The 13490-nt window shown below is 28.7% G+C and carries 20 protein-coding genes; all 20 read right to left on the bottom strand.

Features of this window, described 5'->3' with window-relative positions; translation table 11 throughout:
• Nucleotides 1-42 precede the first annotated feature (42 nt).
• Nucleotides 43-165: a hypothetical protein gene (locus C7U55_RS14115; protein ID WP_275666253.1), complete on the bottom strand. Its 123-nt coding sequence runs from the start codon at nucleotides 163-165 to the stop codon at nucleotides 43-45.
• 643 nt (nucleotides 166-808) lie between these two features.
• On the bottom strand, nucleotides 809-1021 hold the full coding sequence (locus C7U55_RS06710; RefSeq protein WP_106987898.1) for a hypothetical protein: 213 nt from the start codon (nucleotides 1019-1021) through the stop codon (nucleotides 809-811).
• Complete coding sequence (locus C7U55_RS06705) at nucleotides 1018-1287, bottom strand: hypothetical protein (RefSeq protein ID WP_106987897.1); 270 nt, start codon at nucleotides 1285-1287, stop codon at nucleotides 1018-1020. Before C7U55_RS06705 ends, C7U55_RS06710 begins: the two co-directional genes overlap by 4 nt.
• Before the next feature lie 9 nt (nucleotides 1288-1296).
• Nucleotides 1297-1533, bottom strand: a complete 237-nt coding sequence (locus tag C7U55_RS06700; RefSeq protein WP_106987896.1) for a hypothetical protein — start codon at nucleotides 1531-1533, stop codon at nucleotides 1297-1299.
• Between the two features lie 293 nt (nucleotides 1534-1826).
• Entirely contained in the window at nucleotides 1827-2657 is an 831-nt protein-coding gene (locus C7U55_RS06695; protein WP_106987895.1) for a PRD domain-containing protein, read from the bottom strand.
• A 12-nt stretch (nucleotides 2658-2669) separates the two neighbouring features.
• Nucleotides 2670-4103 carry an N-acetylglucosamine-specific PTS transporter subunit IIBC gene (gene nagE, locus C7U55_RS06690; protein WP_106987894.1) on the bottom strand — a complete coding sequence of 478 codons (1434 nt, stop codon included), beginning with the start codon at nucleotides 4101-4103 and terminating at the stop codon, nucleotides 2670-2672.
• A 218-nt stretch (nucleotides 4104-4321) separates the two neighbouring features.
• Nucleotides 4322-4600: a PTS sugar transporter subunit IIB gene (locus C7U55_RS06685; RefSeq protein ID WP_106987893.1), complete on the bottom strand. Its 279-nt coding sequence runs from the start codon at nucleotides 4598-4600 to the stop codon at nucleotides 4322-4324.
• A gap of 597 nt (nucleotides 4601-5197) precedes the next feature.
• Nucleotides 5198-5371 carry a hypothetical protein gene (locus C7U55_RS13540; RefSeq protein WP_155522380.1) on the bottom strand — a complete coding sequence of 58 codons (174 nt, stop codon included), beginning with the start codon at nucleotides 5369-5371 and terminating at the stop codon, nucleotides 5198-5200.
• Between the two features lie 197 nt (nucleotides 5372-5568).
• Nucleotides 5569-5709 (bottom strand): DpnD/PcfM family protein, encoded by a 141-nt coding sequence (locus C7U55_RS06680; RefSeq protein ID WP_162297425.1) that lies wholly within the window; start codon nucleotides 5707-5709, stop codon nucleotides 5569-5571.
• A gap of 21 nt (nucleotides 5710-5730) precedes the next feature.
• Nucleotides 5731-5913 (bottom strand): hypothetical protein, encoded by a 183-nt coding sequence (locus C7U55_RS06675; RefSeq protein ID WP_227279425.1) that lies wholly within the window; start codon nucleotides 5911-5913, stop codon nucleotides 5731-5733.
• A gap of 76 nt (nucleotides 5914-5989) precedes the next feature.
• Nucleotides 5990-7090: a type II toxin-antitoxin system antitoxin DNA ADP-ribosyl glycohydrolase DarG gene (gene darG / locus C7U55_RS06670; RefSeq protein ID WP_106987891.1), complete on the bottom strand. Its 1101-nt coding sequence runs from the start codon at nucleotides 7088-7090 to the stop codon at nucleotides 5990-5992.
• Between the two features lie 15 nt (nucleotides 7091-7105).
• Nucleotides 7106-7723, bottom strand: a complete 618-nt coding sequence (locus tag C7U55_RS06665) for a DUF4433 domain-containing protein (RefSeq protein WP_106987890.1) — start codon at nucleotides 7721-7723, stop codon at nucleotides 7106-7108.
• A gap of 510 nt (nucleotides 7724-8233) precedes the next feature.
• Entirely contained in the window at nucleotides 8234-8524 is a 291-nt protein-coding gene (locus C7U55_RS06655) for a transposase (protein ID WP_106987888.1), read from the bottom strand.
• Nucleotides 8525-8814: 290 nt separating this feature from the next.
• Nucleotides 8815-9588: a sulfite exporter TauE/SafE family protein gene (locus tag C7U55_RS06650; RefSeq protein WP_239985179.1), complete on the bottom strand. Its 774-nt coding sequence runs from the start codon at nucleotides 9586-9588 to the stop codon at nucleotides 8815-8817.
• 1 nt (nucleotide 9589) lies between these two features.
• Nucleotides 9590-10015 carry a MarR family winged helix-turn-helix transcriptional regulator gene (locus tag C7U55_RS06645; RefSeq protein WP_106987887.1) on the bottom strand — a complete coding sequence of 142 codons (426 nt, stop codon included), beginning with the start codon at nucleotides 10013-10015 and terminating at the stop codon, nucleotides 9590-9592.
• A gap of 114 nt (nucleotides 10016-10129) precedes the next feature.
• On the bottom strand, nucleotides 10130-11347 hold the full coding sequence (locus tag C7U55_RS13670; protein WP_162297424.1) for a ubiquitin-like protein: 1218 nt from the start codon (nucleotides 11345-11347) through the stop codon (nucleotides 10130-10132).
• Between the two features lie 101 nt (nucleotides 11348-11448).
• Nucleotides 11449-11928, bottom strand: coding sequence for a response regulator transcription factor (locus C7U55_RS13790; protein ID WP_204638408.1), 480 nt, complete (start codon nucleotides 11926-11928; stop codon nucleotides 11449-11451).
• A gap of 122 nt (nucleotides 11929-12050) precedes the next feature.
• Nucleotides 12051-12458, bottom strand: a complete 408-nt coding sequence (locus tag C7U55_RS13785; protein WP_204638407.1) for a hypothetical protein — start codon at nucleotides 12456-12458, stop codon at nucleotides 12051-12053.
• Between the two features lie 89 nt (nucleotides 12459-12547).
• Nucleotides 12548-12988: an Hsp20/alpha crystallin family protein gene (locus tag C7U55_RS06630; protein WP_106987886.1), complete on the bottom strand. Its 441-nt coding sequence runs from the start codon at nucleotides 12986-12988 to the stop codon at nucleotides 12548-12550.
• A gap of 275 nt (nucleotides 12989-13263) precedes the next feature.
• Nucleotides 13264-13473, bottom strand: a complete 210-nt coding sequence (locus C7U55_RS06625) for a tyrosine-type recombinase/integrase (RefSeq protein WP_275666255.1) — start codon at nucleotides 13471-13473, stop codon at nucleotides 13264-13266.
• Between the last annotated feature and the right edge of the window lie 17 nt (nucleotides 13474-13490).

The raw sequence follows: 13490 nt of genomic DNA, 5'->3' as shown, positions 1-13490 counted from the left end.
GCTTCATCACCCGTTTTAGCAGTTGATGTATTCTTTTGTTTTCTATTGTCTTTGTTTGTAGATACTATAATTTGATTCTTCGTCTTTTTTAGATGATGAATCATCATTTTTAGTAGAAGTTTCTACTTTCTTTAGATTATTCATTGCTTTTTCTAAATTTATCACAGCTTCATCTATTTTTTCTTTTGAAGCATCATGATTATCTACAACATTTTGGGCTTCTTTAATAATATCTTATAATTGTTTATTTTCTGATTCTTAAGCAATAATACTTGCACTTGTTACTAAATAGTCTAATTCCATTGTTGAAACAAATGTTTTTGTGAACCTAATCGAATATCATCTACATATCCTACAAAAGCATGTTCTTTACTTCCAATTCTTTCAAAAGGAATCATCATTGTTGCTTTTAATAATTTACCATTTACTTGTTCATCATCAAGTATATCTACTAATTGCCCATTTACATATAATTCAATGACTTCTTTTCTATTTTTAAATTCTAATTCAACCCATTGATTAACTGGTAATTCATAATCAAATGAATAATCATGATTTTCTCTACTTAATCCTGCTTTACCAGTCTCTTTTTGAACAGCTTTAATGGCTCCATAACTACTTTCAAATAAAATCTGTTCATCTTTGCTTGAAGAATCATGTTTAACTTTAACATGTAAATCATTATTTAAACCAACTATATTAAATGATGTAGAAACATAACTCTTATCACCTAATAAATGTAAAGTATCATGACTATCTAATAAAGCAAGTTCAATATTTTCATAATCTTTTAATTAACCTAAATTACCTAAATCATAATGAGCAATATCGTTTTCATCTTTATCGTTTCATAACCAAAATTTGTACCTGAAGCATCTCCAAGTGTAACTCTTAAATTATTCTCTTGGCTTAAAGTTTTATCATCTTTACCCCATAATTTAGCACCAAATAATGGAATTAAATTTTGTAAACGATCATAAACATCATATTCACCAATACCATTTTCTAAATAATCTGTCATGCCGTTCCATACAGCAATAGCCCTCCAAGCATTTGTTCATTCCCAACAAGAATTGTTACATTCCCAATAGAATTAATTTCTTGATTATATAAAATACCATCTTTTAAATAATCATAATAATATCCGGCATTAGGAACAATGTAGTAATGACCATCATTACAATCGATTAAATCATAATCTTGTTCATACATTTGTTCCATAGTTGCATAACCAAAGTTCCATAAGTTCATTTGAACATCTTTGCTTCTTACCGCTGTATTCCCCAAACATTGTGTTTAACTTCCCAAAATACGCGCTGTTCTTCCCGTATCTTGTACATATTTCAACTTATCATCAGAGAATCGACGATAAGCTTCTTTATCTGCATTGTATTCATCTGCGCCAACATGTACTGTTGTTTGTTCATCAAAAACAAGATCATTTGAAGTATATAAGTCAATATATAAGCGTACATATCTTGCGTTATAAATCTGATTTAAAATAATTTTATCTGTTAAATTTTTTCTTGGCATACTTTCATATTCATTTGAAACATAAGCCGTTTTGTTTAACGCTAAATTTTGTTGGCCACCTCTGCATAAACTGGCACAATCGCTAGAACTGAACTCATCGACATAGATAATGTAAGGACAGCGTAATACTTTTCTTTTTCAATTTCATATTCTTATTCCCTTTCTTTTAAAAAAAACCAAACATAAAAACAACATAAAAAATGTCGTCTATATATTTGGTCTTGCCTAATTAAAGTAACAATCATTGTCTATACAATAACGAGAATATACAGTTGTTGTCGAGCGCTTACATTTTAAATGTGACAATTCTTTTTTATATGAATACATAAATAAGTTTGTTCATCTGGCGCAAGTGTATAATTATATTTACTTTTAATCATTTTTTTTATTCGATTAATGCATAATGATAATCGAATATTTTCTTTTAACATATCTCTTATATTTTCTGTTGTATCCATCGTATTTTCAATATCATTACGAAAAACTCTTTCCGCTAAAAATTTAAGATGTGTTGATAACCTTGCATAATTGATTGAATCTAATTCTAATTTTATATTCATAGTTTGCTCAATTACTTCAAAAACATCTTTTACAAAATTTACTATTTTAGATGTATTTTGTGAACTATTTTTTGTTGAAAAATTTACTAAATGCAAAGCAATATATCCTGCTTCTGCTTCTTCTAATTGAATTCCAATCTTTTCTTTAATAAGTTTTATAGCCCATAATCCCAGTTGGTATTCCTTTTTATATATCGCTTTCGTCTCTGATAAAACAACATTAGGTAAATCTATCTTTTCTTTTTTACGTTTAATAGCAAAGGCAATGTGATCACTAATTGCTAAAAAGATTTCTCCATAAAATTGTGTACTTAATTCATTTGTTGCTTTATTAACTAACAAGCTTGTAATTTCATAGTAAATAGGTTCAATATCATCAATTGCTCTACGTAACCGTTTTTCGCTTTTATCTTTAAAAATATATGTTTTTTCAATATGTGACTCATCTACTAAATCACCTATTTTCTTTTGAAAGCCAATACCTGACCCTGTCAAAATAATATCTCCTAATTCATCAGATAATGCTGCAATACTATTATTATTAAATATTTTTATAATTTTCAATTTTATTTCTCCCTACATTAATATTTCATTTAATATCTCAGCAATAAATTGAACTTCAGTTCCTATAATAATTTGTATTTCGTGCTCGCTTGTTTCAACAATGTGAGAGAAATTCATATTTGATAGAGCCTGTTTATCTATTATTGATATATTTTTTACTTCCACACGTAATCGTGTAATACAGTGGTCAACACATAAAACATTAGTTTTTCCACCTAGTGCATCTAATAATTCAATTGACATATCATCATAAGTAAATGCTTTTGTTTTTTCTTCTTTTGGTTGTATTTTTTCTCTTCCAGGTGTCATAAGATCATATCGTAAAATCAACATTCTAAAAATAACATAATAAATGACACCGCAAATAACTCCTAAAGGGATTAAAAATAATATGTTATTCGCAAACGGCGATTTAAAACTCAATATATAATCAATTAATCCAGCTGAAAAACCAAAACCAGCCATCCATTTAAGACTTGCAGCAATAAAAAGCATCATTCCTGTAAGGAAGGCATGAATTAAATAAAGAATAGGTGCAACAAACATAAAAGCAAACTCTAAAGGTTCCGTAACACCTGTAAAAAACGAAGCCAACGCTGCTGAAAATAAAATGGAACCTACTTTTTTTTTATTTTCTTTTTTAGAACAATGATACATTGCTAAAGCAGCTCCAGGTAAACCAAACATCATTACTGGGAAAAATCCAGCTTGATACATTCCTGTCGTACCTTTAACCCCACCTGAAATCGTTCCCCAAAACTTTCCAATATCATTAATACCTGCAACGTCAAACCAGAATACAGAATTTAAAGCATGATGCAAACCGGTAGGAATCAATAAACGATTTAACACACCATAAATTCCTGCACTTAATGGTCCTAATTTTGATATTTCTCTTCCAAAATAAATAAAGAAATGATAACAAGTAGGCCAAATATAAATAAAAAGCAAAGAAGTAATGAGCGTGATACCTATTGCGATAATTGACGCAAATCTTTTGCCATCAAAAAAAGATAAAAATTGCGGTAAACGCTTTTGATCAAATTTTTGAAAAGAAATAAAAACAATAAGTCCTATCAATATTCCTATAAAAGCACTTTGGATATTATGAAATGCCAAATCCACATCATATTCTGGAATTTGCATCATTAAAGAAATACATTTAGGTGATAAAATAGTTGTCATTGTCATATAGCAAGCAAGTGTACTCAATGCAATAAATGTATCTCTTTTTTTAGACATTTCCATAGCAACAGCTAATGCAAATAGAATAGGAAGATTATCAATAATTGTCCCACCAGAAGTAATTAATAAAGCCGCTAGCGGACTATGTACACCCCATCCAGTAGGATCAATCCAATATCCTATTCCTTTAAGAAGTGCTGCAATGGGCATAATTGAAACAGGTAGCATTAATGATTTACCTAATCGCTGTATATATTTCATAGCTACCTCCTTTTTAAGTACTTTTTATATCACTAAAAAATACAAACAAACATATATTCATAGGATTTATTATACTCTTGTCTAGTCAAAATAGCTAATAGAAAATATTTTATTTTAACTTAAAAATATATCTGTTTTATATTTATTTGATTTTACAAAATAAAGACCATGAGATTTCTTCTAAAAAAAACATCTCATGGTCCTTTAATACATTATCATTATTTTTGAATCAACTGTTTTGCATATTTTATAATACTACTTCCATCTAACAAACCATAATCTTTTAAAGAAATTACGGCTACTGGCACTTTAACCACCTTTTTAATTTCCTTTAAATCTTCACTTCTTTGTGGCGTAAGTAAAACCACATCAGCCTCTTGTAAATGTTCATTTAAAAACACTTCAATATCCATTAATTGACTTTTAGCTACTTCTTCTATTTTACGAACCAGCATATTTCCTGAAAAACCTGGTTTTGACAGTAATGTTATCTTCATATAAGACCTCCAAATACATAGTAATAATATAATAAATGAAATAGCTAAAATGTACAATATCTATTTTAGCTGTTTATTCTCGGATTTCTTCTTTCTCTATTTTTTCTTAAGGCTTTGAAGTTAATAGTATGAAATATGTATAATCTTCTCTTCCCACAATAATTTATACAAGTCTTCTACCCGATTTTAAATTCACTCTAAAATCATAATAAAATAAATACTGTCTATAATTCTTTCTATATTATATAAAATAATTTTATTATCTTTTAAATGTATTTTCATATTTTCTCCCTAGGAAGAAAAACGAAGAACGCATAGACTAGAATCCCTCTATTTATCCAACTTTTAAATCCACTTCTTGAAACACCAAGTATTTGAGTTACAGCTCTTAAAGAAACAGTTTTAATACCAGTACTTTCTTCTATATATTCTTTAATAGCTTCATAGAGGACATTTACTGGCTGCTTACTATGCTCATTGCTTTTTTTAATATTTCAACGGCATCTTTTAAATCTATATTTTCTTTATCGTTCTTTGTATCATCAAATTATTTACATCATCCTTTTTAGAAATATTTCTGTTTAACTGGTACTAAATTTATACTAGCACTATAGGATTAGAAGCATAATCAAGAACATCTTTTAAACTGTACTTAACTGCCCATATAGAAGTTGTTGCCATTATATATCGACCACCTTGTAGCATACACATGATAACAGCACCACATAAGGCACCTAATTCAAATACAACAAATAGTTTTATATACTCCATAATTCATTTCTCCTTCATGGGGTATTAGGGGGATTTCCCCTAACAGGCTGACTTTTGACGGCAAAAGTCCTTGCTTGCTACAATTCAGGACATAGAAATAAATCTCTTTTATAAAGAATTTTAATTGACCATACGAAAGATCATTATCTAACATATTCATCTTTCTTTTTCATTTTTTCTATGGCCTTAAAATCGGTTTATACATAATTTTCTTCATTAAGAATGATTCCCTGATCATGATATTTCTCTTTTAATTTCTGTAAAGCTTTCTGTTCATCTTTGTCTTCAATCACTTCCTGATATTGCAATATTTCTATAATTTCAACTTTAAATTTCATCTTTTTATTATCCTCCATTATTTAAACCATCAAAAAAATAATCAGTATTTTTTCAAGTTTTTCATACTGATTCTTCAAATTATTTAAATCTTTGAGGTGTAAATTAATGAGATTAATTTCTTCATCTAACTGATTTCTTTTATTGAGTTTTATTTGTTTTTGCGATTTTAACTTTTGAATTTCTTTTATATTTTTCTTTATCAATTGATTCAACTCCATTCTTTATTCATAAAAAAAGAACAACTCTCTACAAAGCTGTTCTTATAATTCCAAACTTATTTTAAAAAAGCATATCGTCTACATAATCTTTAGTATAATCAGTAGCAATTAAATTCATTCCAGTCAGTGACTTAATAAGTTCTCTAATTTTTAATTCACTTTGATAACCACTAAATCTTTTTTTCCATTCAAGAATATATTGATATATCATATTTTCAGTCACCTCATGATAAGTTTCTTTTAAACTATCAAATGAAAATAAAATAGTCGTAATCAATTCTGCTTGATTTGTATCCTTCACCCTTTTAAATAATTGAAACGTTTTATTTACATTTTCTATATCTTTTTGTGAATATAATGATTTATCTATCTTAAAATCCTTACTCACTGTTATAAGCATCATTTTTCCATATTCTTTTTCATAAATTAAATTATTGTTTGAAAGAATTGTAATTATTTTCTTTATATCTGCACTGTATGGACCATATGTTCCTTTTGAAAATTCCACACCTATATCAGTCCCATATCTTGATAAAACATAACATATTTTTTGAAAAATTGTTCTTCCTACTTTAATGTTATATTCAGATTCTTCTAATTTCTTTATAAGCTGTAATACCAGTAGCCAGTTATTATTTATTTTCTCATAAATAACACCTGTTTTATTCACCTTATTTTCATTAACCAATAAAAACTCAACCTGTAATTTACTTTTTTCTGTTCCAAAAGGTGCATAGATTTCAATATCTATTGGCAGATCTTTTAAAGATTGATACATGAGTGGTCCAACAGTTTCCCAATCAAGTCCACCATTACCACAACCTAAAGGAGGAAATGCAATAGATGTGATTTTTAATCTTTCATAATTTTGAATAAACCAATTTAATCCTTCTTGAATATATTCAAGCTTAGAAGGAGAACGCCAATGTTGTTTTGTTGGAAAGTTTAAAATTTTTACAGAATTATCTTCATAATAAGGATATAAATAACCTGTATGAATTAACTTTTTAGTACACATATCCTTATATTCTTCAAACATTTTTGGATATCTGTCTTTATAAATTTTAGCAATTCCTTTACCCATGACACCAACACAGTTAATAGTATTAACTAGGGTTTTCATCTCTGATTCAAAAATATCTCCTAGTTTAATTCTAATCATATGACTGCCTCCTTTCTATTGAAAAAATAATTCTTTACGAATAATCACTTGAATATTTAAATTCAAATCCTCTACTTTTTGTTTTGCATTTTCATTACAAACAATAACACCTATCAAATATTCTACGGGCACTTTATTGAGAACCAAAACCTCTGCACATTGTATTTGTTTATTTTCATACTGTTCTAATGGGTTATCACTCGTCCAATATTTTGCAAAAACTTTAGAAAATTTAATATATCTTTTGCCTTTATCAGCTGATTCAAAAGCTGCCAATTCTGATGCAGCATTACGATCTGATACAACAGTTCCTTCTAAATCAAGAACTCTTTTATCAACACAAACAATACATAAATCATCTATTTTTTTATGATTTATTAAGTAATACATCATTGGATTTCTAGGATTAAAATATAAATTAGCATAATCATGGAGCATTCCATGATTTGGAATTCTTTTATCATCACGTCTTTTTTGAACATCTGGATTTGATAAATCCGTTGAAGAAATATCACGTATTAATTTTTCATTTTTAGATAATATTCCATGTTGAAATATACTTTTGAGATTTCTTAAGTCATTAATATTAAATAAAAATTTAACAATACTATAACTTTCCGAAATTAAATTCATGATATTTATCCTCCCATTGATATTTCTTTCCAATGAATATTATCTCATGTTATATCTTTCTATTCAAGCAATAAAAAATGATAATATCAGAAAAAACATTGTTATGCTTGACCTCTATTTTATCTTAAGTAACTCTTTTTGACTTATCAATTTTTATATGAATTTTTAACTATTTCATCAAATATTTTTTCATTTCTCTTTAATAATTCTAAATTTCTTTGTGATAAACAATATATTTTTTCTGACAGTTGTTCTTTACACAAATATCTTTCAAGAATATGTGCAAATGCATAAATTGCATGATAATCCTCATATTTTTCAGATAACAATGGATTTTCTTGATTTCTTTTGTAATTCTTTCTTTTCTTAATTTGGTTTTACTTGGAACTCTTTTCAAATAATCATAGAATCCTGATCTGCTTACATCTAATTTTTTCAGCACACTAGAAACAGAAACAGTAGAATCTTTTTGCTTTTCTTCCTTAACTGCTTTATAAATATCTGTTTTATTTATTTTCCCAGTATGCCAATGGCCTTTTTTAACACTTCTAACGCATCCTGTGTATCTTTTAATTCTTTTCTTAATCTTGCAATTTCTTTAGCCTCATCACTAGAAAAATTACCGGATCCTCGAGATTCAATTTTATTGCCATTGTTGTTTGCATCTTTTATCCATTTATGAATTGTACTGTCTGCAATACCAAATCTTTTAGCAATAGAAACTTTGGATTCTTCAGGATGTTGGTTAGCATAATCTACAACACCTTGTTTAAATTCATCATCAAATACTGGTTTTGTCATAGTCTTTCTCCATTTCTTTTTTTACTTATGACATTGTACCAAATGATGTTTAATTCTTCCATTTAACTTGTACAGTTTTTATACTAACATCAGCCGCACCTTCAGTTCATATTTTGTTTCGGCCTGATATTTCGTCTACAGGATTTCTAGCTTCCATGACGCATTTCAAGTTTATAGTTAACTATCTTGAACAATCATTTGTAAATAGAAAATTTCATGTTCCTGTAAACATGACATATAAGCGACTGCCTGTCGCATAAAAAATTGAGGATTCATTCCTCAATTTTATATTATGAAAATAAAAAGATAACAATTCCTAGAACAACAAGAACAATTCCTGTTGCTCTATTTAAGGTTTTAGGAGTTGCTTTATTCGCAAATAAAGCAGCAATTCTTGCCCAAATAAGAGTAAAGATAATACATAAAATCCATACTGTTAAATTAGGAAGCCCACCAATCATAAAATGTGAAATAGCTCCGGTAAGGGCTGTAAAGGTCATAATAAAAACACTCGTACCTACTGCTGTTTTAAGTTCATATCCCATGACTGTTGTTAAGATAAGAAGCATCATCATGCCTCCACCTGCTCCAACAAAACCGCAAATAAAACCTATACAAGTTCCACAAATTATAGATTGGATTGCTCTTTTTTTAGAAGAAACATTATTCATCGCCTCTTTCGTTGTCATTACTGGTCTAACAATAAATTTAACTCCTAAAATAAAAGTCATAAAAACTGAAAAACTTCCCATTGTTGAAGATGGTAAAAGACTTGCCGCATAACTACCTACTACCGTAAAAATAAGTACACTTACCATCATCAATAAACCATTTCTAATATCTAAATTTTTATTTTTTCCATAAGTATAAGCTGAAACCGCACTGGCAAGGACATCTGATGACAAAGCAATACCTACTGCCATATAAGGGTCCATTTTCAAAAAAGCAATGAGCATTGGGCTAATAACAGCAGCCGCTGACATTCCTGCAAAACCTGTTCCTAGACCTGCTCCCATTCCAGCAAAAAAGGTTACAAGAATAATAAATAAAATATTTGTTTCCAATTTATTTTTCCTCCAATAAACAATCTATATTTTTTTCCATAAGTTCTAATGTTTCTTTAAATATCTTTTGATGCTTTTCATCAATATCTGAAAAAAGTGAAGAAAAGAAATGGTTTTGAAACGCTTTTCCTTTTTTTATAACATCATTCGCTTTTTTATTCAAAACTAATTCAACTTTTCTTCGATCTCCTGGAACATCTATCCTAGATAAATATCCTTGATCAACTAACTGATCCACATGAATTGAAACAAGGTTTGCTTTGATTTTTCTTATTTCCACAATATCTTTAGCATGTTTATATTGAGGGTTATTTCCCAAAAACATCAAAATATCAAACCCTGTTTGCTTTAGATGAAATTCATTACAAAGATCTTTACATTGTTGATGATAAGCAAGTTCTAATTTTCTAGCAAAATCAATATTCATATTATCACTTCCTTCATTTTTAGATAGTTCATTTTTGAACTATTTTAATAGATAACTTTATAAATGTCAAATATTTATATAAAAAGCAACTCATTCGAGTTGCCATCATTTATTTTATTCAATTCTCTTTTTTTTAATATAAGTTAAAACAACTAAACTTCCTATCAATAATAAAACAACACCTATAATATTTTCATCATCCCCTGTTTTTACTTTTTTTACTTCTTCTTTATTTTCAGCTTTTACCATTGGTTTTACTGTTTCTTGATTATTTGATGTTGAATCTTTCCTATTATTATCATCTTTTGTTTGTTCTTTGATGAGTAAAGTTGTTGTAGCTATACCATCTTCAAATGTTACTTTTACATGATGTATTCCTACAGCAAGCGTATTTAAATACATATCACCAAAAGTAAAAATTGTAGAACCTTTTGTTACTTTATAATGTACTTTATCAACTTCTTGATTATCTACTTCTACTTTTACATTTTCTGTATATTCATGATCTATTCTTATTGAAATATCTTTTCCACTTTCTTTAACAAAAGCTTCGCCTTCAGTAACTTTATAATCTTTGTTTTTCTTTACAAGTCCTTCAATCGCTTTATTAATAGTATCTGCATAGCTATCTACTATTGCTTGTTCTTGTTTACTTTTGTTCCAATCAATTTGATAAAGCGCTTTTTCTACTTTATTATAATTTTCATATAATTCTTTATCTATAGAATTTACCCTAGAAATAGCTTCATTAACTCGACTATAATCAGCAGCAGGAATACTTATTGTATAAACAAATGTACTTACTTGACTCTTTTGCATTCCTTCTTTAGTAGCTATAGCTTTAATTGTAATAGATGTATTTTTGCCTACTCCTCCTATAAGATTTATTGGCTCTGTGTATTTTATACCGGTTGTTTTACTTGGCATGCTTCCATCCATCGTATAATAGATTGTTGCCCCTATTGTTTTAGAAGCAAGTTGAATTGTTTTATTTTCTTCATATTTACCTTCTTTTAAATTAGAAATTGGTTCTTTTACCATCCTTAATAATAAACACAGTTTACTTTCTTTTTGGATATTATAATCAGCTAATGTTCTTCCATCTTCTAGAAGTTGATCATTAAAATAGAGATATTGTTGATCAGGAGGAAAACCTTTTTTATCTTGAATTTTTTGTTTAACATTATCAATACTATCCCCTGATTCAACCTCAAGTGTTAAATCTGTTTCACCTATAATTTTTAAATCAATAAAAATATTCATTGCATTAATTGGTATCATAAATATAAATAACACACTTAAAGAAAGTAAAAAACTCAGCAATTTTTTCATAATTCTTTCTCCCTTCCTTTTCTTAAATTTTATCATTAGAATTATTTTATTGATAGGCACTTAAGAAAATGAAAAAGTGCCTATTTTTTTATGGACACTTTTTATTGATTAACAAAATCTTTAATTTTATCACGTTTATCAATATTTAATTTTTCTAAAATTCCCGAAACATAGTGTTTTACTGTGTTAACCGATAATCCTAAATGTTCAGCAATCTCTTGATTTGTCCAATCGCGACAAGCTAACATGGCAATTGAAAATTCCAAAGGCGTTAAAAGATCTGTTACTTCTTTTTGCATCTTAGGATTATGAATTTTCATCCAACCTCGACTAAAAGCGATTACTCCATCCATGAGTTTTTTATAAACATCAGGTTCCTTTTTTCGAATACATACTTCCAAAACCCCTTGAAGTAATCCATGATATTCAATAAAAGGTTCCATAAATCCATCAAGTTTAGCTCTTTGCCATGCATAATCAACTGATTGAATAGCTTCTTCTTGTTCTTTTAAATTGATTTGACACATTGCTTGTACACAATTTAAATAAGTCATCGCAATGGGATAAATACCATCTGCCATAAAAAACGCTCCTTGAACAATTCCTTTTGCTTTTGCATATTCTTGTTTTAAATAGGTTTGATGAGCTAGTAAACTGATTGCGAATAAACGTTGCCCTATAGGTAAATAGGAAATATATTGTTCTAAAGGTGGTATTTCTTCTTGAGGGGAATATGTATAAAAATACTAATAACATAATAAGCAAATACACAAGAAGCTTTTTCTTCTATAGGGGTATTTTCTTTCATTATTTTTTCGAAACATCGATAAACGTCTTCTCTGGCACATTGTGCAGCAAAGGCATCTCCTAAAGTTAAATTAGAAAATGTATAGAGCATGTCTGCCGATAAGCGTAATATAACATCTTCATGATTTAAGTATTTTTCTACGATTTCTACACATTCTTTGGCTTTTGCAGAAAAGAAATAATACTCAGCCCAAGCAATTTGTGCAAGTTCTTGATCTTCTATTTCTTCAATTGTTTCTTTTGCTTTTCCTGGCAAAAAGAAACTTCCCACTAAGGGAAGGACGACTCTTTTTGACGATAACATTTTCGTCACCTCTTAAAATTTATTTTCTTTAGTATATCCTATAAACAAAAAAAAGATGAAATCTTTTGAAGATTTCACCCTTACATCTTTTATTCAATCATAATTGTACTTGTGTTTTCAATTTGTTTCATATCTGATTTAGGTACTGATAAACGAAGTACTCCTCCTTCATATTTAGCTTTGATATCTTCTTTTGGGATATCTCCTAAATAGAAGCTTCGTGTCATATTTCCAACATATCTTTCTTGTCGGATATAATGTCCATCTTTGTCTTTTTCATCTTTATCCAAGCCTTTACTTGTTGATATTGTCAAATATCCATTTTCATAGTTGACATTGATATCTTCTTTCTTGAAGCCTGGTAAGTCAACATCTACTTCATAAGTCGTATCAGTTTCCCTGACATCTGTCTTCATCATATTTCTTGCATGTTTTCCATATAATGGATTTTTCTTTCCAAAGAAATCTTCATCGAAATCATTAAAGAAATCATCAAATAAGTTTTCTGTAAATAAGCTAGGCATCATCATAAGTCATTTCCCCTTTCAATATAAATGCTTAGTCATTAGCATCGTTACTTCAAGCGGTGTTAACTCTTGAAACTAGGTTCTTTATTAATACCTTTCCTAATTTCTAAATACATTATAGCTCTTGGTTTTAGCACTGTCAAGAGGTGAGTGCTAATATTTTTTATATTTTTTTGCAAACCCTTTAAAATCAATGGTTTGCAGTATCTTATTTCTTTTGAAATTGTGATTTTTTCGATTTTGACACCAATTTGACACCAGTTTTTGTTTTTCTGGTGTCAAGCGTTTAACGCCATGCTATCCAGTCTTGCAACCTCTTTTTCAATCCTTGTCAGCTCTCCGATATGGTTATACACTTCCTTTGTTACATCTATATGAGCGTGTCCCATAATATATTGAAGAACCTTTACATCCATACGGCACCCTGCCATTCTGGTGCAGGCGGTATGTCGCATGACATGAGCTGAAAACTTCGGTAACAGCTCCACATACAAGTTGATTCGTT

The sequence above is a fragment of the Faecalibacillus faecis genome (assembly GCF_003024675.1).
Classification (GTDB): Bacteria; Bacillota_I; Bacilli_A; order Erysipelotrichales; family Coprobacillaceae; genus Faecalibacillus; species Faecalibacillus faecis.
The sequence above is the reverse complement of the archived record's forward strand: the minus strand, read 5'-3'. Positions and strand labels throughout refer to the sequence as shown.